Source organism: Paraburkholderia phosphatilytica (assembly GCF_003443895.1).
Taxonomy (GTDB): Bacteria; Pseudomonadota; Gammaproteobacteria; order Burkholderiales; family Burkholderiaceae; genus Paraburkholderia; species Paraburkholderia phosphatilytica.
On the sequence record NZ_QQOA01000006.1, the window covers coordinates 121,145 to 145,477 of the forward strand.

Annotated in this window: 21 protein-coding genes; 10 read left to right on the forward strand and 11 right to left on the reverse strand. The window is 65.8% G+C overall.

The annotated features are described in order from the left end of the window. The first annotated feature begins 152 nt into the window (after positions 1–152). Together DVS29_RS08620 and DVS29_RS08625 are read left to right on the forward strand one after the other, a co-directional pair. The gene (locus DVS29_RS08620; protein WP_118180146.1) at positions 153–1,094 is read left to right on the forward strand and encodes a LysR substrate-binding domain-containing protein; all 942 of its coding nucleotides are present in this window, start codon (positions 153–155) and stop codon (positions 1,092–1,094) included. A gap of 234 nt (positions 1,095–1,328) precedes the next feature. Next, positions 1,329–1,619, forward strand: coding sequence for a DUF2866 domain-containing protein (locus DVS29_RS08625; RefSeq protein ID WP_164707869.1), 291 nt, complete (start codon positions 1,329–1,331; stop codon positions 1,617–1,619). Between the two features lie 13 nt (positions 1,620–1,632). Here DVS29_RS08625 and DVS29_RS08630 read toward each other — a convergent pair whose 3' ends face one another. Next, positions 1,633–2,730 carry a VTT domain-containing protein gene (locus DVS29_RS08630; RefSeq protein WP_164707870.1) on the reverse strand — a complete coding sequence of 366 codons (1,098 nt, stop codon included), beginning with the start codon at positions 2,728–2,730 and terminating at the stop codon, positions 1,633–1,635. A 267-nt stretch (positions 2,731–2,997) separates the two neighbouring features. Next, positions 2,998–3,351 carry a response regulator gene (locus tag DVS29_RS08635; protein WP_118180027.1) on the reverse strand — a complete coding sequence of 118 codons (354 nt, stop codon included), beginning with the start codon at positions 3,349–3,351 and terminating at the stop codon, positions 2,998–3,000. A 385-nt stretch (positions 3,352–3,736) separates the two neighbouring features. Here DVS29_RS08635 and DVS29_RS08640 point away from each other — a divergent pair, with 385 nt between their 5' ends. From DVS29_RS08640 to DVS29_RS08665, 6 genes are all read left to right on the forward strand, one after another. Beyond that, entirely contained in the window at positions 3,737–5,245 is a 1,509-nt protein-coding gene (locus DVS29_RS08640; RefSeq protein WP_118180147.1) for a GGDEF domain-containing protein, read from the forward strand. A 186-nt stretch (positions 5,246–5,431) separates the two neighbouring features. After that, complete coding sequence (locus DVS29_RS08645; RefSeq protein WP_240655516.1) at positions 5,432–7,681, forward strand: ATP-binding protein; 2,250 nt, start codon at positions 5,432–5,434, stop codon at positions 7,679–7,681. Between the two features lie 208 nt (positions 7,682–7,889). Continuing rightward, on the forward strand, positions 7,890–9,314 hold the full coding sequence (aldA, locus tag DVS29_RS08650) for an aldehyde dehydrogenase (protein ID WP_118180029.1): 1,425 nt from the start codon (positions 7,890–7,892) through the stop codon (positions 9,312–9,314). A gap of 133 nt (positions 9,315–9,447) precedes the next feature. Continuing rightward, positions 9,448–10,794, forward strand: a complete 1,347-nt coding sequence (locus DVS29_RS08655; protein WP_118180030.1) for an MFS transporter — start codon at positions 9,448–9,450, stop codon at positions 10,792–10,794. Then, the gene (locus DVS29_RS08660) at positions 10,791–12,008 is read left to right on the forward strand and encodes a mandelate racemase/muconate lactonizing enzyme family protein (protein ID WP_118180031.1); all 1,218 of its coding nucleotides are present in this window, start codon (positions 10,791–10,793) and stop codon (positions 12,006–12,008) included. Before DVS29_RS08655 ends, DVS29_RS08660 begins: the two co-directional genes overlap by 4 nt. A gap of 64 nt (positions 12,009–12,072) precedes the next feature. Continuing rightward, positions 12,073–13,737, forward strand: coding sequence for a GMC family oxidoreductase (locus DVS29_RS08665; protein WP_118180032.1), 1,665 nt, complete (start codon positions 12,073–12,075; stop codon positions 13,735–13,737). 54 nt (positions 13,738–13,791) lie between these two features. Here the strand turns inward: DVS29_RS08665 and DVS29_RS08670 are convergent, their stop codons facing one another. The 4 genes from DVS29_RS08670 to DVS29_RS08685 form a co-directional block, all read right to left on the reverse strand. Continuing rightward, the gene (locus DVS29_RS08670) at positions 13,792–14,397 is read right to left on the reverse strand and encodes an IMPACT family protein (RefSeq protein WP_118180033.1); all 606 of its coding nucleotides are present in this window, start codon (positions 14,395–14,397) and stop codon (positions 13,792–13,794) included. A 141-nt stretch (positions 14,398–14,538) separates the two neighbouring features. Further along, the gene (locus DVS29_RS08675; protein ID WP_118180034.1) at positions 14,539–15,021 is read right to left on the reverse strand and encodes a DUF2269 family protein; all 483 of its coding nucleotides are present in this window, start codon (positions 15,019–15,021) and stop codon (positions 14,539–14,541) included. Continuing rightward, positions 15,018–16,274 (reverse strand): SDR family oxidoreductase, encoded by a 1,257-nt coding sequence (locus DVS29_RS08680; protein ID WP_118180035.1) that lies wholly within the window; start codon positions 16,272–16,274, stop codon positions 15,018–15,020. The genes DVS29_RS08675 and DVS29_RS08680 overlap by 4 nt, the downstream gene beginning before the upstream one ends. 85 nt (positions 16,275–16,359) lie before the next feature. Beyond that, complete coding sequence (locus tag DVS29_RS08685; RefSeq protein ID WP_118180148.1) at positions 16,360–16,890, reverse strand: GbsR/MarR family transcriptional regulator; 531 nt, start codon at positions 16,888–16,890, stop codon at positions 16,360–16,362. Positions 16,891–17,013: 123 nt separating this feature from the next. Here DVS29_RS08685 and DVS29_RS08690 point away from each other — a divergent pair, with 123 nt between their 5' ends. Together DVS29_RS08690 and DVS29_RS08695 are read left to right on the forward strand one after the other, a co-directional pair. Then, positions 17,014–17,430, forward strand: a complete 417-nt coding sequence (locus DVS29_RS08690) for a thiol-disulfide oxidoreductase DCC family protein (protein ID WP_164707871.1) — start codon at positions 17,014–17,016, stop codon at positions 17,428–17,430. 337 nt (positions 17,431–17,767) lie between these two features. Continuing rightward, the gene (locus tag DVS29_RS08695; RefSeq protein ID WP_420816081.1) at positions 17,768–18,868 is read left to right on the forward strand and encodes a GGDEF domain-containing protein; all 1,101 of its coding nucleotides are present in this window, start codon (positions 17,768–17,770) and stop codon (positions 18,866–18,868) included. A gap of 416 nt (positions 18,869–19,284) precedes the next feature. On the opposite strand, the gene DVS29_RS08700 is transcribed toward DVS29_RS08695, so the two are convergent. The 5 genes from DVS29_RS08700 to DVS29_RS08720 form a co-directional block, all read right to left on the reverse strand. Next, positions 19,285–20,826 (reverse strand): methyl-accepting chemotaxis protein, encoded by a 1,542-nt coding sequence (locus DVS29_RS08700; protein ID WP_118180038.1) that lies wholly within the window; start codon positions 20,824–20,826, stop codon positions 19,285–19,287. A gap of 294 nt (positions 20,827–21,120) precedes the next feature. Further along, positions 21,121–21,309, reverse strand: a complete 189-nt coding sequence (locus DVS29_RS08705; RefSeq protein ID WP_118180039.1) for a hypothetical protein — start codon at positions 21,307–21,309, stop codon at positions 21,121–21,123. A 119-nt stretch (positions 21,310–21,428) separates the two neighbouring features. Continuing rightward, positions 21,429–22,955, reverse strand: coding sequence for a chemotaxis protein CheW (locus DVS29_RS08710; RefSeq protein ID WP_118180040.1), 1,527 nt, complete (start codon positions 22,953–22,955; stop codon positions 21,429–21,431). 45 nt (positions 22,956–23,000) lie between these two features. After that, complete coding sequence (locus DVS29_RS08715) at positions 23,001–23,486, reverse strand: chemotaxis protein CheD (RefSeq protein WP_118180041.1); 486 nt, start codon at positions 23,484–23,486, stop codon at positions 23,001–23,003. Next, entirely contained in the window at positions 23,479–24,321 is an 843-nt protein-coding gene (locus DVS29_RS08720; RefSeq protein ID WP_118180042.1) for a CheR family methyltransferase, read from the reverse strand. Before DVS29_RS08720 ends, DVS29_RS08715 begins: the two co-directional genes overlap by 8 nt. Positions 24,322–24,333: the final 12 nt, after the last annotated feature.

The window sequence follows — 24,333 nt, forward strand, 5'->3', positions numbered from 1 at the left end:
TTTCACTGTCAGGCGCCGTCAGCCGGGCGTCAGCGCGTTGTTAGCGGTTTGCGAAGACGCGGGCACTCCGCCGCGGCATCGGAGCGCCCCCGCGTACCGCGTAAAATGTGCGTCCCTGACGATTGCCCATCGAGCCTCCGTTGAAACGCAAGATGCCCGCGCTGAACGCGCTGAAAGCCTTCGAGATTGCCGGCCTGACCGGCAGCTTCACGCACGCGGCCGAACTGCTGAACGTGACCCAGGGGGCAGTGAGCCGGCAGGTTCGGCAGCTCGAAGAGCAGCTGGGCGAAGCGCTGCTGCTGCGCCGTCATCACCGGCTCGAGCTGACCGCCGCGGGGCGCGTGCTGCTGCGCGCGCTGCAGCAGTCGTTCGACAAGATCGAACTTACGGTGCGCGGCATCCAGGAAAAGACCCATCTGAACCGGCTGCGCGTGAATGCGCCACCGACCTTCGCGAGCCGCTGGCTGCTGCCGCGGCTCGGCCGCTTGCGCGCCGAGCACCCGGAACTCGAGATCAGCCTGACGTCGAAGCTCGCGGACAATCTCGCGGAATCGAGCGTGCTCGACTGCGCGATCCGCTTTGGCAACGGCGAGTGGGAAGGGCAGGACAACCGGCTGCTGATGAACGAGCAGCACGTGGCCGTGTGCTCGCCGGCGCTGCTGGCTCGTCACAGTCAGGATGCCCATCAGCAGCAGCCGGTCGACCTGAATCAGTTCACGCTGCTGCACGTGCTGGCGAGCGAGGATCAGCGCTATCTGACCTGGCAGCACTGGCTGAAGGCGGCGGGCATCGAAGGCGTGGATACGAGCGACGGCTACGAATTCGATCTGCTCGACTTCGCGATCCGCGCGGCGATCGACGGTCTCGGCATCACGATCGCTGACCGCCACATGATTGCCCGCGAACTCGCAACCGGGCAGCTCACGCAGGTGCTCAACGTGCACGTCGACGGACACCAGTCGTACTGGCTCGTCACGCGGCCGGGGCAGGGCGACCTGCCGCATATCGCGCTCTTCGCGGCCTGGCTCGAACAGGAAGTCTGGCTCGCCACGCGCAGCTTCGAGTCGTCGGCCGCGCCGGGTTCGCGCGCTTGATGCCACACGATGCGCCGCAATCGCGCAATGCCGCGCAATGCGGCGATTCGACGCAACCTGTATCGCTCCCCAAAAGTTCTCGAGGTTTTTAAGGCTGAATTAATTTTCCGTCCTCATCATCAAGCTCCCCATACCTGTTAGGCCGCCGGAGTATTGGCGGCCCCCTTTTTCCCCTAGGGACTCAAGATGGTCGAAAAGGAATCGAAGCGCGGGCGAGCGTTGGTTCAGGATCGGGTGAGAGAACTGCTCAGAACGATGTCGCGCGCCGAACGGGGTTTCGCGCCGCGCTCCTGCAAGGTGTCCGAAGCGGTGGAGCCGCTGTTCGGACGTCCGTATCGTGTCGTCGAATGGTCGGTGCCGCGCGAAGGCGATGCGCGTCGCCGGGTGGTGCCGGCGGATAGCTCGGCCATGGAAATCGTGTCGCTGGTGATGTCGCACGTGCCGGGCCGTCGTTTCAGCCTGGCATTCGACGATAGCGACCTCGGCGGCGATACGCTGGCGCTGCCGGTCGCGCACGCGGGCTGAGGCAAATTCGTGGCTAACCCGTCGCGCGGGTACGGCGCGGCTGGTCCATGCGCTTCGGCGCAAGGCCGCGTAGCGTCACCGGTTTGCACGGTGTTTCGCCGCTAATCGCGACGTCCTGTGCCGTACCTGAAGCGTCGTCGCGCGACGACAGTTGCGACATCCCTCGCGTCATCTCTCCTGCCGGCATCGTGGCCTCCACCGGATAGCCGCGCCGTCGCCACGCATCCACATCCCCCTTGCGCGAACGAACCTGCGTGAAGCCGCTGCTGCGCATGCGCGCGCTGACCTGTGAAGCGATCGCCTCGTTCGGACACACGCAGTACACGACACCGCGATGCATCGCGAGCGCCGCATCCACGTTACCGGGCGATTCAAGGTCGAGCGGCATCGCGTTCGCTTTCCATGGTTCGCGGTCGATGCGCGCATAGGCCGGCCGCCCGTCGATCACGAGTGGCATCGACGTCCTGCGCAGCGACAGATCGACATCGTTCGATACGAGCGGCGTGGCGGTGCGTCCCGGGCGGAAGCGCCGCAGCAGGCGCCACGCGAGATACGCGACACACACCACGACGAGCAGATCGATCACGGTCCAGCCATGCGCGCGGACCAGTTCGACCGCCATGCGCAGCTGATCGCGCGCTGCGGCGCCGCCTAGCAGCCAGAACGACGCCCAGGCGGCCGTGCCCGCCGCATCCCACGCGACGTAGATGCGCCAGTCGACGCGCGTCGTGCCCATCAGCGGCGGCGTGATGAACGCGAGCCCCGGCACGAACTTGCACACGGCGACGAGCGGCACGCCGAAGCGCTCGAACAGCGCGCGGGAGGTCTGCAGATGCGCGTCGATCTGCGGTGCGAGACGTCCGAGGGTGGTCAGCACGCGGCGCCCCACCACGCGGCCCGCGGCAAACCAGCTGCTGTCGCCGAGCATCGCGCCCGCGACGGCCGCAACGAAGATCGCCCAGAACGACAGCGTGCCGCCCGCGATCGCGGAGCCGGCAAAGAGCAGGATGGGGATGGCGGGAAGCGGCACGCCGAGCCGGGTCAGCAGCACGTTCAGGAACACGATCGCGCCGCCCCACGTGGAAATCGCCGTCGACGAAATCTGGATCACTGCAGCCGCTCCTGCGCGATTGCCGAAGCTAGAGAGTTGAAGCCGGTGGTACCCCGGGCAGAGCGTTGGTTCGGCCGGTCGATCCTGGTCGGCATCGCATCCTGCGAGGTCGATCCAGAATACCTGATTCGGCCGGGTACCGCCCGCGGCGACGCATGGGTATGCATGGGGCGAAAGTCACGTGGGTGGTGCGTCTCGCGGCGCCCGGGCGCGTGTAATTTTCCACGCCGGCCGCCGTTTTTACATAGTGAGCTGACCTGCGGACGATCAGTGCCGAAGCGGAGCGAGCAGGCGGATCAGTTCGAGCAGCCGCGCCGCGGCGAACGGTTTGCGCAGGAACCCGCTGATCGGCACACTTGGCGCGGACGCGACCGCGGACGTCAACACCACCGGCACGTCGGACAACAGCGGGCTCGCCTTCAGCGCGAGGCACAGCGCCTCGCCGTCCATCACGGGCATCATGCAGTCGGTCACGACCACGTCCGGCCGTTCGTGCTGCGCGATATCCATCGCAGCCTGGCCGTTGGGGGCTGTGCGGACCCGATGCCCAGCGCCGTTGACGAGCGTCTGAAGCGCCTGCAGCAGATTGACGTCGTCGTCGACGAGCAGCACTGTCGCCATGCTTCCAAATCCTCCTTTGCCGGTCGGATGGAGCAATGACCGTTCCAGCGCGCGTTGCCGCGCCAGCCGGTGCTCCCGGCGCGCCCGGCAGGATTCGCATTTTGCAAATTGGCGCGCGATCGTCCAATACTGGAGAAGGGCGCGGCTGCGCGCGTTGCGGAACGCATTCCGCGGAGATCAGGGCAGTCCGGAATGGCTGAGGGCATGGCCATGCGGTAGCGTTTTGATATCGGGCGCTGTGGGGCGCCTCGCGACGCGCGGTGTGTCGACACCGCGGTTGCGGATCCGATCGGGCGAAACACGAGGGAGACAAACGCGCGTGGGATACCAGGTTCTTCCGCTGCGCTGGCGCTGGCGGAAAAGTCTGCGTCAAAGTGCCGCGGCGATGTCGCGAGCGGTGGGCAATCGCCCGTTCGCGACCGGACTCGCCGGCACGCTGATCGCGGCCGCAATGGCGGTGTTGACCTTCGCGACGTTGCTCTCGGGCCGTTACGATGCGCTCGAGCATGCGCGCGAGACGTCGGAGAGCCTCGTGTCGATTATTTCGAGCGACCTCGAACGCACGGTCGAGACGTCCGATCTTTCGTTGCAGTCGATCGTCGAGGGCGCGGAACGCAGCGACATCTGGCAGTTGCCGGTGGATGTCAGGCAAAGCGTGATGTTCGATCGCGCGACGACCGCGGGCTATCTCGGCGGCGCGTATCTGATCGACGCCGAAGGCAAGGTGCTCGCGGTGCAGGATGGCAAGCTCAATCCGAACGTTCGGTTGAACGATCGCGACTACTTCACGGAGCAGGCGCGCAACCCGTCGCTCGGGCTCTTCATTTCGCATCCGTACCGCTCGCGTCTGCGCGCGAACGACTGGTCGATCGGCCTCTCGCGCCGGATCAATCGCGCGGACGGATCGTTCGGCGGCATCGCGCTGCTGGCGATCCGCATCGACTATCTGCAGCGGCTCGTCGATCGCGTCAATGCCGGGCGCGTGGGCTCGGTGTTCGTGGTGCTCGACGACGGCACCCTGCTCGCGCGCAAGCCGTTTTCGCAGACAGACACTGGTGCGAATATCGCGGCGTCGCCAACCTTCCATCAGATGACGTCGCAGCAGTCGGGCTCGTACGTGGCCCAGTCGTCGCGCGATGGCGTGTCGCGGATCTTCACGTTCGCGCGCGTTCCCGGCACGCCGCTGATCGTCGCGGTGGCACCCGCGTACGACGACGTGCTGCAGCCTTGGCGCCGTCGCAGCCTGTTCGTCGGCGCGCTGACGCTCGGCTTCGGCGCGGCGCTCGTGCTGGTGTCGTGGTGTCTCGCGTTCGCGCTGCGCGGCAAGGTCGAAGCCGAGGCCGAGCTGACCCGTCTCGCCGCCACGGATCCGCTCACGGGCCTCGGCAACCGCCGGGTGCTCGACCGGCGGCTCGACGAGGAGTGGCGGCGCGCACGCCGGCTCGGTACGGCGCTCTCTGTGCTGTTCATCGATATCGATCACTTCAAGCTCTTCAACGACACCTATGGGCACGCGGCCGGCGACGAAGTGCTCGCGGTGGTGGCCGAGTGCATTGCGTCGACGGTGCGACGGCCTGTCGACACCGTCGTGCGCTACGGCGGCGAAGAGTTCGCGGTGGTGCTGCCCGACACGCCCGGCCCGGGCGCGGCGAAAGTAGCCGAGAAGATCCGCGCGACGGTCGAAGCCGTGAAGCTCGTGCGGCACAGTTCGACGCAGGACGAGCGCGTCACCGTAAGCGTGGGCTGCGCGACCTGCCTGCCGGCGGACGGGATGACGGCGCTCGCGCTGCTCGCCGCCGCCGACGAACGGCTGTACGCAGCGAAGGCGGCGGGACGCAACCGCATCAGAAGCGTCGTGGAGGGCGTCGCCACGCGAGGCACGCTGTATTCATGAATTGCATGATGCGTTCGTGACGCGCGGCAGGTTCGCCCACGGCACGTTGCGCGGTGCATTTTTCGCGCGCAGGCGGTGGCGGTATGACGTATGCTTCCCGCGCGAGGGGGGCTCCGCGGCGCGTGGCGTCGCTGGCGGATGTCCACTGGACGCATGCAGAGGAACGGAAGAACAGAGGACCGTCAATTGCCAATCGATGCACTGAGCGAATCGAGCGAACCTGCGATACCGTCGCGCAATTTTGCCGCGACGCGCCGCATCCTCGCGACCGTGCTGGTTGCATCGGTCGTTCTTCCGCTCGTGTGTTTCGCAGGCTATGCATACTTCGACTACCAGCATCGCATGGCCGTCGCCAACGACGATCTCGCGCGCCTCGCGCTCGTCGGCCAGGAACATTCGCTGAAGGTGCTCGATCTCAATACCGCGATCGCGGCGCGTGTTACAGACTGGCTCGGCGGGAGCAACGACGACGACATCGCGCGTCAGGAAAAGCAGATCCATACGCGTCTGTCCGACATGAGCGACGACTACCCGCAGGTCGCGTCGATGTCGCTCTACGGGCGCAGCGGCAAGCTGCTCGCGAGCAGCGCGGTGTCGCCTCCGCCGGTGGAGTCGATCGCGGATCGCGACGATTTCGCGGCCGCGCGAACGATGCGTCCGCATCCTTATTTCTCGCTGCCGCCGCCCGGACGCGTGAACCGCGAAAGCGTCGTCACGACGACGATCGGACGCAGCGATGCAAACGGCGCATTCCTCGGCGAAATCGCGATCGCCGTGCGGCGTCAGTACTTCATCGATTTCTACCAGCAGCTCGTCGGCAACGACGTCGGTTTTTCGATCGGGCTCTATCGTCGCGACGACGGCGCGTCGCTCGTGCGCGTCGCGAACGACGGCCTCACGGCCAGCCCGTCCGCGAGCCCGTCGGCGAGCGCCGCATTCGTCGAGGCGCTGCACGAGAACGTGCTGTTCGGCAGTCTGAACACGCGCACGGCGGGCGGCGCGTCGGGCGTGCTGGTCAACTTCCGGCGCGTCGGCGACTACCCGGTGTACGTCGCGACGACGTTCGACAACGCGCTCCTGATGCGCGAATGGCTGATCCATCTGCTTGGCGTCGCCGCAGTGATGGCGCTGCCGTGCGCGGCGGTGTGGGCACTCGTGCTGTTCTCGTTCCTGCAGCTGCGCACCGAAGAGCTCGCGTGGAAACGCTGGCAGACCGAGGTCGCGATGCGCGTGTCGGCGGAATCGGCCAATCGCGAGTTCATGCGGATGGGTGCGATGGGCAATCTCGTCGCGAACGTCGCGCATGCGTTCAACAATCTGCTCGCGGTGGTGTCGACCAACATGTCGCTCGCGCGCGAGAAGGCGTTTCGCGACGTCGAATCCGAAGTGCTGGCGGTCGAAGGCGCGACCATCGATGCGCAGACGCTCGCGCAGCGCTTGATGAGCGTCGCGCGCAAGCAGGTGCTGCGGCCGCGTGTGCTGAACCTCGAGCAGTGGCTCGAAGACGAGCGCAACGTGATCGAGACCGCGCTGGGTGAACGCGCATCGCTCGTTGTGCAGGTCGAAGGCTGCTGGGCGGTGCGGGTCGATCCGCGCGAGCTGCAGTTCGCGATCGTCAATGTCGCGGTGAATGCGCGCGACGCGATGCCCAACGGCGGTCGCTTCATGATCCGCTGCAAGAACGTGCGCTTGCCTGGCGGCACGCCACCGGTGCAGAGCGGCGAATACGTGCTGATCTCGCTGTCCGACAACGGCGTGGGCATGACCGAAGCCGTGGAGCGGCGCGCGTTCGAGCCGTTCTTCACGACGCGTGTCGGCGTGGCGGGCACCGGGCTCGGACTGACCCAGGTGCTCGCGATGTGCGAACAGGCGGGCGGTACCGCGCGCCTGAGCAGCGCGCAGGGCAAGGGCACCACGGTGCGACTCTATCTGCCGCGCTACGCGGGCCCACAGGCGCCTGCCGAAGGCGACGGCGAACGTGTCGGTGCGGATTTCGCGGCGGGCGCCGACGACGCGGCGGGCGGCGCCGTCGCCTCCACCGCCGAGGAAGGCGAGGCGAAGGCGCCGGCGGTACTGCTCGTGGAAGACGACCGTCACGTCGCCGCTGGCGTGACGGCGGTGATCGAGCTGTTCGGCTGCCGCGTCACGCACGACGTCAATGCCGACGATGCGCTGCGACGCCTGTCGGGCGGCGAACGCTTCGACGTCGTGATTTCCGATGTGCAGATGCCGGGCGTGCACGACGGGCTCGACCTCGCGGAAGAGGTGCAGCGCCGCTGGCCTGGCTCGCGGCTCGCGCTGATGACCGGCTATGCGAGCGAAATAGGCCGCGCGAAGGGCATTGGCGTGCCCGTGTTCGTGAAGCCGTTCAATCTCGAGGAACTGCGCGGCTTCATCTTCGGCGCGCCGGGCAAGCTGGGCTTTGCGGGCCGCTAGCCGGCAGACGCTCGGACGATTCTCCGGTCCGCTCGGATCACTGCGGGAATTTTCTCGCAGTAACATGAGTTTTTCTCAGTTTACTCGATCGAAATAGTCGCTTGCGAGCCTTGGGACGGGCGAGAAGAATCGTGGTCATGCGCTGACGGCATGTTTGTCATAGCCGCCGGCCATGCGATCCGACGAACGCCTCACCAGGACCCGACCCATGCGCATCGACCGCAATTTCGTGAACGGACGCTTCATCGCGCCCGCCTCCGACGACCGCATCTCCGTTCGCAACCCCGCTACCGGCGCGATCGTCGCCGAGGTCGCGGCTGCTTCGGACGCGCAGGCCATCGAAGCGGTCGAGGCCGCCACCATTGCGCAGAAGGCGTGGCGCAAGCTGCCGTCGGCGGAACGCGCGGCACACCTGCACAAGCTCGCGGCTGCGTTGACCGACTGCGCGCCGGCCATCGGCGCCGCACTGGCGCTCGAATCGGGCAAGAGCGTGGCCGACGCGACGAACGAAGCCGTCTACGCCGGCCAGATCGCGCGCTATCACGCCGAGTGGGCGCGCCGCATCGAAGGCGAGGTGATTCCGAGCGACACGCCCGACGAGAACCTCGTGCTGCATCGCGAGCCGATCGGCGTCGTCGCGTGCCTGATTCCGTTCAACTACCCCGTCTACACGCTGATGCGCAAGGTGGCGCCCGCGCTCATCGCCGGCAACACGGTCGTCGTGCGGCCGAGCAACAACACGCCGACCTCCGCGTTCGAAATCGCGAAGGCGGTGGAGCGCGCGGGTCTGCCGGCGGGCGTCGTCAACATCCTCGCGATGCAGCACGCCACGGCGGAAGTGCTGTGCACGCACCCGGCAGTCGGCATGATCACGCTGACCGGCAGTGTCAACGCCGGCCGCAAGGTGCTCGACTACTGCAAGACCAACATCGCGAAGCCTTCGCTGGAGCTGGGCGGCAAGACGCCGGCCATCATCGAGCCGGATGCGGACCTCGAGAAGGCGGCGCGCGAACTCGTCGCATCGAAGACCACGCACTGCGGCCAGCTCTGCACGGCGATCGAGCGCGTCTATGTGCATGACAGCGTGCACGACCGCTTCGTCGCGCTACTGCGTGAGCACATGTCGAACGTGAAGTCCGGCGACCGCGTGACGAACCCGGCGCACATGGGACCGCTCGTGAACAGTGCGGCGCGCGCGTCGATCCATGCGATGGTCGAGCGGGCGGTCGCGCAAGGCGCGACGCTCGAAACCGGCGGCGCGATTCCCGCGGGCGACGGCTTCTTCTATCCGGCCACGCTGCTGTCGAACTGCCGTCAGGACATGGAGATCGTCCAGGAAGAGACCTTCGGTCCGGTGCTCCCGGTGGTCCGCTACCACACGCTCGACGAAGCGCTCGCGATGGCGAACGATCACCAGTTCGGCCTTTCGTCGGTGCTCTATACAGAAAACTACCGTGCCGCGATGAAGATCGCGAACGGCATCGAAGCGGGCGAGCTCTACGTGAACCGTACGCCGGCCGACCCGTATCAAGGCTTTCACGCGGGCTGGAAACGCTCCGGCCTCGGCGGCGACGACGGCAAGCACGGCATGCTCGAATTCACGCAGACGCGCCTCGTCGTCATGAAGTACTGAGTCGTCCGGCGTACCGCGTCGGATGGCGCGGTACGCCGTTTCCCCAGGCGGCGCCCAAGAATGCACCGCCATCCAATCCATCGATGGATCAGGACTACCGATCAAATCGGCGCGGTCCAAACAGGAGCGAGACATGTCATCTACCCATCCCGCCTCGGGCCGCGAGGCCGTTTCGACGCGGCCTGACGGTGCGACCCGCGAGACCCACGAGACCGGCGCGACCCGGCACGCCGGCACGCAGCGCTACGTGCAGCTTGCGCTGCTGGTGATCGCCGCGGGCGCGATCTACCCGATTCTCTATCTGCGGCAGGTCTATCAGCCGACGATGCTGGAGTTCTTCCACATCACCGAGAGCCAGCTCGGCTATCTCTACTCGATGCTCGGCACGATCTTCCTCATCAGCTATCTGCCGAGCGGCTGGCTCGCGGATCGCATCGCGCCGCGCCTGCTGATCTGCTTCTCGCTCGTCGCGACGGGTGCGCTCGGTCTGCTGTACGCGAGCGCGCCGCCGTTTCCGGTCTTGATGATGGTGTTCGGCGGCTGGGGGCTGACCACCGGCCTCACGTTCTGGGCCGCGGTGATCAAGCGCGTGAACCTGCTGGCGGGCGCGGACGAACAGGGGCGCTTCTTCGGCGTGCTCGACGGCGGCCGCGGTCTCGTCGAAGCGATGCTCGCGACGATCGCGATCTCGCTGTTCGCGTGGCTGACGCAGTCGAAGTCGCTGCCGGTTGCGACGGGCTTTCGCTCGGTCGTGCATCTGTACGCATTCCTGTGCATCGCGCTTGGCGTGCTGCTCGCGTTCGTCAAAGATCCGGATGCCGAACGCGCCGAACAGCGTGCCATGAGCCACGGCCGCCGCAACGTGCTGGCCGATCTGCTGACGCTCGCGAAGATTCCCGAGCTGTGGCTCGTCGCGGCGATCGTCTTCTGCGGCTATCAGGTGTTCTGGGCCACCTACAGCTTTTCGGCCTATCTGCACGAAGGCGCGATCGGCCTCTCCGTCGTGATGGCCGGCACGATCACCACGCTCAAGCTGTGGATGCGGCCGATCGGCGGCATCGGCGGCGGCTTCCTCGGCGACCGTCTGTCGAAGATCAGCGTGCTCGTGATCGCGCTCTTTCTCGCGGCGCTGTCGCTCGTCGGTCTGATCGCCGCGCCATCGATCGACAACCACCTGCTGCTGGTGTTCCTCGTGCTCTTTATCGGCGTGCTGACCTACGCGATTCGCGGTCTGTACTGGTCGCTGCTCGATCGCTGCAACGTGCCGGCGCCGGTCACGGGTCTCGCGATCGGCCTGATTTCCGTGCTCGGCTATTCGCCCGACGTGTTCCTGCCGCTGATCAACGGCTGGCTGACCACGAACTATCCGGGCGTGGCCGGCTATCAGATGTATTTCGGTTATGTGGCCGCGGTGTCGGCCGTCGGCGGCGTCGCGGGGCTCGTGCTCAGAAGCCGCTTCAACAGGGAAGTCCGCTCATGAAAGTCGTCTCGCTGGAAACGTATGTCGTTGCCGTGCCGCCGCCGCATGTCGGCGGCATGTACTGGATCTTCGTGAAGCTCACGACGGATTGCGGAATCGAAGGCGTCGGCGAGATCTATTCCGCGACGTTCCACCCGAACGCGATGACGCATGTGATCGACGACGTGTTTGCGCGCTACCTGCAGGACCGCGATCCGCATCATGTCGAACGGCTGTGGCGCGAAGCGTATTCGAGCGGCTTCACGCAGCGTCCCGACCTGACGATGATGGGCGTCGTCAGCGGCCTCGAAATGGCGTGCTGGGACATCGTCGGCAAGGCGGCGGGCAAGCCGGTGTACGAGCTGCTCGGCGGCCGCGTGCACGAGCGGCTGCGCTCGTACACGTATCTGTATCCGAAGAACGCTCGCGGCGAGTACGACTACGACGACCCCGATCTCGCGGCGGAATGCGCGCTGCAGAACGTGAAGCGCGGCTTCACCGCGGTCAAGTTCGATCCCGCCGGTCCGTACACCGCGTACTCCGGGCATCAGCTGTCGCTCGACGTGATGGACCGCTGTGAGACGTTCTGCCGGCGCATTCGCGAAGCGGTGGGCAGCAAGGCCGATCTGCTGTTCGGTACGCACGGGCAGATGGTGCCGTCGTCAGCGATCCGCCTCGCGAAGCGTCTCGAGAAATACGACCCGCTGTGGTTCGAGGAACCGGTGCCGCCCGGCCAGGAAGCCGCGATGGCCGAAGTGGCGCGTCACACCAGCATCCCGATTTCGGCAGGCGAGCGCCTCACGACGAAGTACGAGTTCCACCGTCTGCTCGACGCGCGCGCAGCGTCGATCATCCAGCTGAATGTGGGCCGCGTCGGCGGCCTGCTCGAAGCGAAGAAGGTGGCCGCGCTTGCCGAGGTGTACTACGCGCAGATCGCGCCGCATCTGTACAACGGGCCCGTCGGCGCGGCGGCCAGCATCCAGTTCGCCGCCTGCACGCCGAACTTCCTGATCCAGGAAAGCATCGGCACGTGGGACGGCTTTCACGCGGAAGTCGTGAAGACGCCGATCCGTTGGGAAGACGGCTACATCATCCCGTCGACGGAACCCGGCCTCGGTATCGAACTGAACATGGACGTCGTGAAGCGGCATACGCCATACACCGGCGAGCGCCTGCATCTGCAGATGGCGAGCACGCCGTTCGACGTGAAAGATCGCGCGCCTGCGAAGGGCTAAAGCCTGCAGACGCAAGCGTAGACACGAACGCGAACGCCAACCCACGAAGAAGCGAAGGCATCACATGAATTACGACTACATCATCGTCGGCGCGGGCTCGGCGGGCTGCATTCTCGCGAACCGGCTGTCGGAATCGGGCGAACACTCGGTGCTGCTGCTCGAAGCGGGCGGCAAGGACGACTCGTTCTGGTTCAAGATTCCGGTCGGCTTCACGAAGACCTACTACAACGAGAAGTACAACTGGATGTACTACAGCGAGCCGGAGAAAGAGCTCGACAACCGCTCGCTGTACTGCCCGCGCGGCAAGGTGCAGGGCGGCTCCGGCTCGATCAACGCAATGATCTACGTGCGCGGCCAGCAGCGCGATTTCGACGACTGGGCCGCGGCCGGCAATCCGGGCTGGTCGTATCGCGACGTGCTGCCGACCTTCCGCAAGCTCGAGTCGCATCCGCTCGGCAACACTGCATACCACGGCGCGAACGGCCCGATCTCCATTTCGCCGATGAGGGGCGCCGTGCATCCGATCTGCCACGTGTTCCTCGAAGGCTGCGAGCAGGCCGGCTATCGCCGCACGGACGACTTCAACGGCGAGCAGTTCGAAGGCGCCGGCATCTACGACGTGAACACGCGCGCTGGCCGGCGTTCGTCGAGCAGCTTCGAATATCTGCATCCGGCGCTAGGACGCGCCAATCTCACGGTCGAACGCAACGCACTGGCGAGCCGTATCCTGTTCGACGGCGAGCGGCGTGCGATCGGCGTGGTGGTGCGGCAGAACGGCGACGTGCGGCGCTTCGCGGCGAAGCGCGAGGTGATCGTGGCGGCAGGCGCGGTGGATACGCCGAAGCTGCTGCAACTGTCGGGTGTCGGGCCGCGTGCATTGCTCGACGCGCACAACGTTCCGGTCGTGCACGATCTGCCGGCCGTCGGGCAGAACCTGCAGGACCATCTGTGCGTGAGCTTCTACTATCGTGCGAACTGCAAGACGCTCAACGACGAAATGCGGCCGCTACTCGGCAAGCTGAAGCTTGCGTTGCAGTACGTGCTGACGCACAAGGGGCCGCTCTCGATGAGCGTGAACCAGTCGGGCGGTTTTTTCAAAGGACGCGACGACGAACCGCACCCGAACCTGCAGCTGTATTTCAACCCGCTGTCGTACCGGATTCCGAAGAGCAGCAAGGCGAGCCTCGAACCGGAGCCGTATTCGGGCTTTCTGCTTGCGTTCAATCCGTGCCGGCCGACGAGTCGCGGTTCGATCGAGATCGCATCCAACCGCCCGGAAGATGCCGCGAAGATCCACATCAACGCGCTGACCACGCAGAAAGATATCGACGAGGTGATTCAGGGCTGCGAACTGGTGCGCCGCGTGATGTCGGCGCCTGCGCTGAAAGCGATCACGGTCGAGGAGATTTCGCCGGGACCGCAGGTGCAGGACCGCGACGCGCTGCTGCAGTATTTCCGCGAGCAGTCGGGTTCGATCTACCACCTGTGCGGCTCGTGCGCGATGGGCGCGGACTCGGCGACGTCGGTCGTGGATGCGCGGTTGCGCGTGCATGGCATGAACGCGTTGCGGATCGTCGATGCGTCGGTGTTCCCGAACATCACGTCGGGCAATATCAACGCGCCGACGATGATGGTCGCGGAGAAGGGCGCACAGATGATTCTTGAAGACTCGCAGCGCGTCGAGATTCGTGCTGCGCGGCCGGTCGAGGCCGTGGCGCGCGCCGTGTGAGTTGGCACGCGGCGTCGACGCTCAGTTGGCGCTCAGTTGGCGCTCAGTTGACGCTCAGCCGGCGCTGTCCTCGGCATCGGGAAAACGCGCGCGACCTTGCGTCATGTCGCGCAAGCTTTCGCGTGCAGCATCCACTGCCGTCACCGGCAGGCGGATCGTGAGCCGAACATCCATGTCGTACGCGCTGTCCGCAGGCGCGAACTGTTCCTGCTCGATCCAGCGCCGCACGCGGGCTTCGTCAGCGTAATCGATCGCGACCGTCAGCGATGCCTGCGCAATCCGTTCGACGCGCGGCGCGTCGTGCAGCGCCGTCGCGATCGCATCGGTGTAGGCGCGCACGAGGCCGCCCGCGCCGAGCTTCACGCCGCCGTAGTAGCGGATCACCGCGGCGAGCACACCATCCAGGTCGTGGTGTCGCAAGACCTCCAGAATGGGCCGGCCGGCAGTGCCGGACGGTTCGCCGTCGTCGGACATGCCGGACTGGCCGCCCGCCAGCAGTGCCCAGCAGATATGCGTCGCGGCCGGGTGCGCTTCGTGCAGACGGCGCAGTTCGGCCATCGCGGCGTCGCGATCGGCGACCGGTATCGCATGTGCGATGAAGCGGCTCTTGCGGATGTCGAGTTCCGCGGTCAGTTCGGAGGGAAGGGTGTAGGTGGGCAAGACGGTGGGGCAACGCAGCTGGCTGGACGCATCTGGGTCGATGCGCGAAGTGGGTATGGTAGCTGATCCTTTCCACCGATCATCGATCGGGCGCGTTGTGCAGGTTCGCCGCGACGGACGCCAAGCTGTGCGCGCCAGAGGCTAACCGAAGTTCAGCGCAGGCTTGAACACCATCAGGTAGTAGACGCCGAGCATCGCAACGAACGCCGGATAGCCGAGCCGCTCCCAGCGCGCCGCATACTGCCAGTACCTGGGCGGCAGCACCGCTGCGCCTTGCGCCAAAGCGGCATTCGACATCGCCGCGAGTTCGATCTGCAGCCATACGACGGGCAGCCAGCACACGCCGGCGATCGCATACAGGCTGAGCGCAACGAGAATCCACGGCGTACTCCACGACCAGCCGGCAATATGCGCGAGCCACAGTCCGGATAGCGGCTGGAAGATCACGGCCGGCGTCGTGAACCACCAGTCGGCGCGCACGACGAGACGCGCGACCGTCGCAATCGCGGCGACGTTGCGGCTGCGGTTCGCGAAGTAGAAAAAGAACGCGGTGCCGAAGCCGGTGCCGACCAGCAGTACCGACGAAAGAATATGCAGCGTCTTGATCGCAAGATAGAGGTTCATGGTCGCGGATCCTCGGCAAACAGGATGAACAGCGCCGCAAAAATCGGGATGTTCTTGAGCACCGGTCCGAATGGATGCAGTAGCAGATCCGGCATCGTCGCGCAGATGACGAGCGTGTAACCGGCGATGGTCAATGCCTGCGCGGCCCACAGGCCTTTGCCTGGCCGCACGAGTGTCGCAACGCCGAAGACTCCGTCGAGCAACGCGGCGCCGTACAGTAGCGCCACCGCCATTGCGCCATGCAGATGCGCGCGCGACAGCAGCGCGAGGCTGGCGCTTCGCGGATACAGCAGCGCACTGACGATCGCGGTCCAGAGCCACGTTGCTGCCAATGCGCCGCGCAGCAGCAGCGAGCGCCAGATGGCCGCTGCTTCGTACCGTGCAGAGATGGCTTCAGCGCGTCCGATAAATGTCTCGATACCCGCGGGCGACCGGCCGAGCAGCGCACTTGTTGCTGCCGCCGATGCTGAATTGCCGGACCGCAGCATGCGCCATGTGTCGCGCGTCAGCGTGGAGCCAGGTACACGATCGAGCAGCATTGCCGCGGCATCGATCATCCATGCCGGGATGCCGATGTGGCTTGCTGGCGGCAGTCCCATCGACGCGCGGTAAGTGTCCAGCATGCCGCGATAGTCGACGTCCGTTGCGCCGACAACGTCCACCGTCTGTCTGTCCTGCATGTCGTTCGAAGCGAGCCGCACGACGATCTGCGCTACATCGTCGATGTGAACGGGGCGCAACCGTTGCCGGCCGCCTGCGGGCAACAGGTGCAGCGGCAGACTGGCCAGCGTGCGGAACAATCCCGACGACGCGCCGCCTTGGCCGTAGACCAGTGCCGGCCGCACGATCTGATAGCTCAGATTCGACCCGCGCAGATGCTCGTCGGCGGCGCGCTTGCTGCGGAAATATCGGGTATCGCCGCTGTCCGCGCCGAGGGCCGAGACTTGCACGACGCGTCCGACGCCGGCCAGGCGGCACGCGTCGAACAGCGCGACCGGCGCGCGCCGGTGAATCGAATCGAAGGTCTGGCCGTTACGCTCGATCAGGATTCCGACCGCATTGACGACGACGTCGATGCCGGACAAGCGTGCCCGCCACGTGTCGACGTCGAGATCGCGCGTAAAGTCGATGCCGATCTCTCCCGCCGCTACTGGATGCCTGACGCCGCGCAGCACACGATGTCCGGCGCGCTCGAACGCGTCGCCGATCGCCCGTCCGATGAAGCCGTTCGCGCCGCAAATGAGGACGTTCATGCTGTGGTCTCCTATTGCTGTTGTTTCTGTAGAAACAGAAATTTAAATTCCAAAAAAAGCGGACGTTGTCGTCCGCCTGCGTCAATCAAACCTTCTTTCGCCGTACCGTGCGACTGATCCTGGCGCCCATGCCGAGGGTCTTCATCAGCGTATCCGGCTTGAGTCTCAGCATCTCGTCCGACCATGTGGTCAGTGTTTCGAGGAACGACAGCGTGTCGCGCAGCCGTTGTTCGGTGTTGTGGGATTCGTTCGCGAGTTCGTCGCTGACCAGTGCGTCGCGCAGCATGGTCAGCGTTGGATCGATCTCGCGTTGGCGCCGGCCTTCGACGATCAGCTTGAACAACTCCCAGATGTCCGTGGAGGTTTCGAAGTGATCACGCCGGTCACCCATCACGTGCACGACTTTCGCGAGGCGCCAGGCTTGCAGTTCCTTGAGGCTCGTACTGACGTTGGATCGCGCGACGCCTAACGTATCCGCGATCTCGTCCGCGGCAAGCGGACGGCCCATCAGGTAGAGCAGCGCGTGGATCTGCGCGACGGTGCGGTTGACGCCCCAACGCGAGCCCATTTCGCCCCAGTGAAGAATGAATCGTTCAGCGATCGGTGTGAGTTCCATGTCGAGCATTCTCGGAATTTCAGATATTTCTGTCAAGAGAGAAATTTGTCTTGACGGATGAGGTGCGCGCACCTAATTTCTGTTTTGACAGAAATGACCGTATAAATCGCAAGGGGATAGATGATGAGCAAGCCTGCGCTGACGCTGTATTTCGATGGAGCCTGTCCGTTCTGTGTAGCCGAGATCACCCGGCTGCGCAGCTGGGATGAACAGGGTCGCATACGTTTCGTCGACATTGCCGTGCCGGAATTCGAAGCGCCGCCCGGTGTGGACCTTGCGGCGCTGAATCGCGAAATGCATGGCCGTACCGCGGAAGGCGCGTGGTTGACAGGCATCGACTGCATCGTCGCCGCGTATGACACAGTTGGCCGAGGGTGGCTCGTTGCGCCGTTGAGGGTGCGTGCGATGCGGCCGCTGTTCCGGCGCGGCTACCGCCTGTTCGCGCGCCATCGTCAGCGGATTTCGCGCTGGCTGGGACTGAAGGTCGAGCCGATGTGCACGGACGGCCGATGCGCGCTCCGCGGTCGAACCGACAGCTGACGGACGCGTTGCAAACGAAAAAAAAGCCGCCCGAACATCAGCGGCTCAACAGGGGATCATGAGTCACTATCGTGGCAGCCGAAAATTAAGCCAGGCTTAAACGTGCGAATTCGCGGGTTGCGAACGTCCGCAATGCTCAAAAATCCTCACGTCAGCTTTCAGTTGTCGCGCGCGGAGATCGCGAAATGCGAGCGCCGGCCAAACGTTTGCGCGCTGAAAACCAGCACTGGCGGGCGTTTGCGCGATTTTCGCATTCAAGATACGCTGCGTCCGGCCGTAAACGTGGCTGTTGGGGTTCCAAGCCCGCTGATGCCGCGATGCTTCGATAACGATAAACGTGACGACTCCTGCCTCGAATCCATTTACCGATCGAATGCGTGCGCTCGTGGACAGGGTCCAGCACAACGAGCGCACGCTGCGCCGTTTCCAGCGCATGGAGCTGCAGCTGATCGGCGCGCAGGATTTCGCGTCGTTCCTCGCGACACTGTTCGTCGATCTGCCGAAGGAGTTTTCGCTGGATGCGGTGGTGGTGTGGGTCGACGAACGCGCGCCGCTGATGGCCGACATGGTGGGCGCCGAAGCGCTTGAGGCGCTCGGCCAGCCGGCGCTGAAGACTGCGCAGACCACCGGCTTCGCGCTCGCGCGGCTGTGCCCGGCCGCGAGCCCATGGCTCGGCGCACTCGAAGAAGTCGACGCGAAGACCCGCGCGAACCTGTTCGGCGAGGGCTCGCCGTGCGTGTGCACGATCGTGCTGCCGCTGAAGCTCAACGGCCGCACGAACGGCTATCTGTGTCTCGGCAGCGCGACCGCGGGCCGCTTCGGGCCCGGCATGGCGACCGACATTCTGGAGCGTTTCGCGAGCATCGTCGCCGCGAGCCTCGATAACGTCGCGCATCGCGAGCGCCTGAAGCTCTACGGGATGACCGATGCGCTGACGGGCCTCGCGAACCGTCGTCACTTCGACGAACGTCTGCGCGAGGAGCTGATGCGGGCGGCGCGCTATGCGCTGCCGGTCGGCTGCCTGTTTATCGACATCGACCGCTTCAAGCAGATCAACGACACGCACGGCCACGCGACCGGCGACCGCGTGCTAGCGACCGTCGCCGCGTGCCTGCGCCAGCAGCTGCGGATCGGCGACACGCTGGCGCGTCATGGCGGCGAGGAGTTCGCGGCGCTGCTGCAGGGCGACCGTGAAGAGATCCTGATCGCGGCGGAGCGGGTGCGCCGCGCGGTGGCATCGCTCGAAGTGCACGACGAACGCGGCGCACGCATCGCGGTGACCGTCTCGATCGGCGCGACCTCGCATACCGTGCCGGGTCCGCAGGAAGCGGCGCGGGTCGGCGCCGCGCTGCTTGAGGAAGCGGATCACGCGCTCTACCGCGCGAAGCACAACGGACGCAACCGCGTCGAGAGCTACACGCATCCCACCATCCAGTAACGGTTCAGCACCGTTCCAGCCTCAGCTGGTTCCGCATACAGCGCTCACATCACACGCCTCACGTCCTGCAGCAAGACCGTTTCAAGGCCCCGCGCCCGTTCCGCCACGATATTCGGTCAACGCTACGCGCAAACGTTTGAAAATGCGGTCCACACGGCCGTCTGACAGATGCGCCGTCTCCGGCGCGGCGTGTTTGAAGGCGTCCTCAGGCATCGGCCGGACGCCTTCTTTTTTCCGCATGAACGGGCGCGTTCGCCCGCGTCGCGATGCTGTCGCCGCTACAAAGAACAAGGGCGCATGTCGTCACCTCGCGGTGAACGGCATGCGCCCCAGTCCGGCTGCACTCCCTGATGGCTGCCTTTGGCGGGTGTCGTGCACCCGTCCTTGTCGTGTTATCTGTGTCGCGGACCCGAAGCTCAGGCCGGCAGCGCGAAGCTCGAGATCGCTTCGCGCAGCACGGTCGCCTGATCGCGCAGCGAATGCGCGGCGGCCGCGGCCTGTTCGACGAGCGCGGCGTTCTGCTGCGTCACCTGATCCATTTCGCCCACCGCGCGGTTGACCTGCTCGATGCCGGCGCTCTGTTCGCGCGACGCCTGGCTGATCTCGTCGAGGATGCCCGTCACGCGGCGCACCGACTGCACGATCTCCGTCATCGTCGAACCGGCGTTCGTCACGAGCGACGCGCCTTCCTCGACCGTATGCGTCGAGGTCTCGATCAGCGCCTTGATTTCCTTCGCCGCCGTGGCCGAGCGCTGCGCGAGGCTGCGCACTTCCTGCGCGACCACCGCGAAGCCGCGGCCCTGCTCGCCGGCGCGCGCTGCTTCCACGGCCGCGTTCAGCGCGAGGATGTTGGTCTGGAACGCGATGCCGTCGATCACGCCGATGATGTCGCCGATCTGCCGCGAACTCGCGGTGATCTCGCCCATCGTGCGGACCACGTCGTCGACCACTTCGCTGCCGCGCGTCGCGACGTCCGCTGCCTGACCCGCGAGATGCGCGGCCTGCTGCGCGCTCTCGGCGCTCTGGCGCACGTTCGACGTCATCTGGTCCATGCTCGACGCGGTCTGGACGAGCGCGGCGGCCTGCTCTTCCGTGCGCTGCGACAGGTCGGTGTTGCCCGCGGCGATTTCGTTCGCGCCGACGTTGATGTTCTCCGCGCCGCTGCGCACGCGCGAGATCGTGTCGATCAGGCCCGCCTGCATCGAGCGCAGCGCGCCCAGCAGGCTGTGTTCGTCGCCGTGCGTGGCCGGCACCTCGTTCGCGAGGTTGCCGCGCGCCATCTGCTGCGCGGCCGCGAGCGCCACTTCGAGTTCGCCGCCCAGGTCGCGCCGCACGCTGCGCAGCACGGCGACCATCGCGAAGGTCGCCGCGCCGCCGAGCAGCACCGTGATGCCGAGCCAGCGCAGCACGTCCGCGTAGAACGCGTCCTGCAGGTCGTCCATGTACATGCCGGTGACGAGATACCAGTCCCACGGCGCGAAGCGCAGCGAGTAGCTGGTCTTCGCGACGGGCTTCTCGCTGCCGGGCTTCGACCACAGATAGTTGACGAAGCCGCCGCCGTCTCCGTTGCCGGCCTTGACGATGTCGACGAACAGATGGTTGCCGGCCGGATCGGTGAACTGCGACAGGTTCTTGCCGATGAGTTCAGGCTTGATCGGATGCATCAGCATGACCGACTGCGAATCGTTGACGGACAGGTAGCCGTCCTTGCCGTAGCGCAGCGCGGACAGATCGGCGAGCGCCTGCTTCTTCGCGTCGTCCTCGCTGATCGTGTGCTGTTGCGACAACTGGTAGTAACGGTTGACGATGCTGTTCGCTTCCTGGATCAGCGCGGTCAACTGCCCGCGGCGATCCTCCATCATCGAGGCACGGCTGTGCCACGCACCAAAGCAGCCGACGATCACCAACCCCACCCATAGCACCGCGATCATTGACGCGAGCTTCTTGTTCAAAGTCATCGTAATTGTCCGTATGTTCGTGCGTTCGTCGTGGAAAGACAAAAACGCTCTAACCCGTTTACGGCGCGTGGTATGTGGCTTTGCAGCAGGGAAAAACCCGTAGTGATCGGAGGAATCAAGGTGCGGAACGCCGGCACTTCAAGCTGAGCGATGCGTTGATTGCGGGCGGAGGCAGGGGGACGAGGCGCTGAAGCGCGCCGCGATTCGACGGGCGGGCAGGCGGCGGCGTTCGCCGCGCGAGCCCGGCATAAGGCGTTGGCTTGCTGCAGGCGGCGCGCGGCCGCCGGGTTGCCGCTAGCAGACCGCGACGGCGTCCAGCATGCGCTGTTCGGTCACCGGGTCTTTGTCGGGTGGCCCTTCAGGCCGCTGCGGCTCGTCGTTGTGATGACCGGGCGACGGCGGCGCGAGCGGATCGCCTTCGGGGTCGCGCGTCGGGTCCGCAATCGGGTCGGGAACCGGGTTGGTATGCAGATGAAAGCTCATGACGTCGCCTCGATGGTTGCGCCGGGCGGCGCACACCACGCCACCCGTTTCAGCTTAGTCGCAAATCGCGCGCAGTACAGCGGTTTGCCGCGCAAAAATCGAGCCACATTTCTTTGGCGTTACAGCGCCGCTTCCACGGCCACCTGGCTGCACAGCGCGTCCAGATCGACCAGCATCAGCGTGCCGTGTCCCGGCCGTTCGACGACTTCGTTCATGCAGTGCTTCAGCGCGCCCGCGGCCTGGTTCTTCACGATCGACGGCACCTTCAGGCGATCCTTGCCGTCGATCGTCACGATATCGTCGACGGAATCGACCACGAGGCCGTACTTGTCGCCTTCGTGCTCGACGATCAGCACCTTCGTCGTCTCGATGCTGTCGTATGCCGCCATCCCGAGCATTGCGCGCAGGTCGACCACCGTGACGAGCTCGCGGCGCAGATGCAGCACGCCGCGCACGATCGCGGGCGAACCCGGCGCGCGCACGATGTCCGGCGAGTAGTCGATTACCTCGCGCAGCTGTTTGATCCGCACGCCGAGCAGATGGTTGAGGCGGAACGTCACGTAGGTCTCGCGCGGGCCGCGCGCGCGTTCCGCGGATTTGTCCGCGCTGACGCGGCCGCGGAACAGATCGTGGTGACCTTCGGCGAGCGATGCGAGCTGCGGATGCGCAAAGAGCGCGTCCGGGCTCAGCAGGATGATGCTGTCGCGTCCCTCGATCGTGATGCAGCCGGTGAAGAGCGACACGTGACGGCGCGCGTAAGCGGGCATCGGCAGCAGTTCGTCGTCGCGATAGCCGACGATGCTGCTCACCTCGTCCACCATGAAGCCGAAGCGCACGTCGTGCTGCTTCAGGATCACGACGCGCCGGTCGTCGCCTTCGGTCGTGACCGTAAGTGTCGCATCGACGTGCCGGTGATGATCGACGTCTTCCTGCGAGAGGCCGATCACGCGCGCGAAATCGATCACCGGAATCGTGATGCCGCGCAGGTTCAGGAGGCCGATGCACACCGGGTCCGTTAGCGGCGACGGATGCAGCACCGGCACGCGGATGATTTCCTGGATCGCTTCCATCGGCAGCGCGAGATTCGCGCCCATCACACGGAACGACACGGTCGGATGGCGCTGCGCCTGTTTCACGCGGCGCCGCGACTGCGACTCCAGATGATGCAGATGCGGCACCTCGGGCAGGCCGAGCAGCGCTGCGGCCGAGAGCACCTGCACGATGCGCTCGCCGTCGTCGAGTTTCAGCGCGCCCGCGATCACGGGCGGATGCCCGTCGCTGTGGTCGAACGTGACGATGTGCGCGGCCGGCACGCGCAGGATCTCGCCCGTCGCGTCGAACAGCAGGCCGACGCGATATTCGCCGAGCTCGACGATCGCGACCTTGCGCGCGGTGCCGGCGTGATCCGCGGTGCTGTCGGCGGGCATCTTCAGCAGCGGCCGCAGATCGACGATCGGGATCAGCGTGCCGCGCAGATTGAACAGGCCGAGCAGATGCGCGGGCGCGAGCGGCACCGGCGTGATCGACGCGGGGTAGTTGACGACTTCCTGCAATGCGGCGACCGGCAGCGCGAGTTCCGTCTGCGCGATCTGGAACGAGCCGTACAGTTCGACGGCGCCTCGGCTCGACTGGTTGCGGTTTTCCATGCTGGTTTCGGGTCCGGTTGGCGCGCCGTCGAAGCGGCGCGCGGTTTACTGGGGACGGGCGATACGTTTGACCATGTACTGATGCTGCGCGCAGTCGATCGACAGTTGCCGCCCGCATTCGCCGCCGACGTCGACGTGCACGACGCGCATGCCCGCCGATTCGAGCAGACGCTGCGCGGTACGCACGTTCTGCTCGCCGATCGGGCCGTGACGCGGCGGCGGCGATAGATTCACCATGTTCGCGCCGCCCGCGAGCACCGCTTCGATGCTGCCGCGCGGCGCGCGCTCCGCTTCCATCATCGCGAGCAGCGCGGGGATCGCGTGCGTCACGTACTTCGCGCCGCGTTCTTCATTCGCGGGTTCGCCGCGCGGCGGCTCCGGCAGCAGACAGTGTGCGAGTCCGTACAGCGACCGCTCGCGCCACATCAGGCCGATGCCGACGCACGAACCGAGGATCGCGCGCAGCACGTCCTGACCGCTGCCGACCGCGAGCTGGCACATCCGGACCTGCACGTCGCGTGCGTTATCCAAGCGTGGCTCCGTTGGAATGGCCGTTGCGATAGATGAGCGGCTGCTCGAACACGAAGCCTGTGTCGAAGCGCGACAGCGACTCCGATTCACCGACGATCAACACACCCTGCGGCACGAGCGCGCGACGCACGTTTTCGAGCACGGCCAGTTGCCCGTCCGCATCGAAGTAGATCAGCACGTTGCGCAGGAACGCGAGATCGTGCGTGCCGAGCTCGCGCGGCGATGCATACAGGTTGTGCTGGCGGAAGCTGACGTTCGCACGCAGCGTGCCGTTCGCCGTGAAGCCGTCGTCGCGCGGGGTGAAATACTTCTGCAGCAGATGCGGATGCGCCTGCTTCAGCCCCTCGGCGCTACGGCCGCGAAAGTGCGCGTTGCACGCATCGCGCACGATCGCCTCCGAGATGTCGGTGCCGAGAATGCGATAGCGAAACGACGGATGCCGCGCGCGGAACTCCTCGCACAGCATCGCCGCCGAATACGCTTCCTCGCCGCTCGACGACGCCGCGGACCACAGCCGCAGCGTGCCTTGCGGATTCCCTGCGAACCACGCCGGCAGGAACTGCGTGCCGAAGTAGTCCCACACGCGCGGCGTGCGGAAGAACGACGTCTCGTTGGTCGTGACGAGATCGATGAAATCCGTCACCTCGGCGGGCTTCGCCTCGAGCACCTGCAGATAGTCGCGATAGCCCGGCAGTTCCAGCGCGCGGATACGGCGCCGCAGGCGACCTTCCAGCATCGCCCACTTGCGCTCGTTCATCACGATGCCGGTATGACGGCGCACCTGCTCGAACAGCGCGAGCCGGGTCGCCTGATCGGCGTCACGGTCGAAAGACACACTGCGCTCCTG

Coding starts and splice junctions, on each gene's coding strand:
- DVS29_RS08635 (WP_118180027.1), bottom strand. CDS start 3,351: ATGGCGACAGTGCTGCTCGTCGACGACGACGTCAATCTGCTGCAGGCG.
- DVS29_RS08685 (WP_118180148.1), bottom strand. CDS start 16,890: ATGGAACTCACACCGATCGCTGAACGATTCATTCTTCACTGGGGCGAA.
- DVS29_RS08675 (WP_118180034.1), bottom strand. CDS start 15,021: ATGAACCTCTATCTTGCGATCAAGACGCTGCATATTCTTTCGTCGGTA.
- DVS29_RS08660 (WP_118180031.1), top strand. CDS start 10,791: ATGAAAGTCGTCTCGCTGGAAACGTATGTCGTTGCCGTGCCGCCGCCG.
- DVS29_RS08705 (WP_118180039.1), bottom strand. CDS start 21,309: ATGAGCTTTCATCTGCATACCAACCCGGTTCCCGACCCGATTGCGGAC.
- DVS29_RS08640 (WP_118180147.1), top strand. CDS start 3,737: ATGTCGCGAGCGGTGGGCAATCGCCCGTTCGCGACCGGACTCGCCGGC.
- DVS29_RS08700 (WP_118180038.1), bottom strand. CDS start 20,826: ATGACTTTGAACAAGAAGCTCGCGTCAATGATCGCGGTGCTATGGGTG.
- aldA (WP_118180029.1), top strand. CDS start 7,890: ATGCGCATCGACCGCAATTTCGTGAACGGACGCTTCATCGCGCCCGCC.
- DVS29_RS08620 (WP_118180146.1), top strand. CDS start 153: ATGCCCGCGCTGAACGCGCTGAAAGCCTTCGAGATTGCCGGCCTGACC.
- DVS29_RS08680 (WP_118180035.1), bottom strand. CDS start 16,274: ATGAACGTCCTCATTTGCGGCGCGAACGGCTTCATCGGACGGGCGATC.
- DVS29_RS08690 (WP_164707871.1), top strand. CDS start 17,014: ATGAGCAAGCCTGCGCTGACGCTGTATTTCGATGGAGCCTGTCCGTTC.
- DVS29_RS08655 (WP_118180030.1), top strand. CDS start 9,448: ATGTCATCTACCCATCCCGCCTCGGGCCGCGAGGCCGTTTCGACGCGG.
- DVS29_RS08665 (WP_118180032.1), top strand. CDS start 12,073: ATGAATTACGACTACATCATCGTCGGCGCGGGCTCGGCGGGCTGCATT.
- DVS29_RS08710 (WP_118180040.1), bottom strand. CDS start 22,955: ATGGAAAACCGCAACCAGTCGAGCCGAGGCGCCGTCGAACTGTACGGC.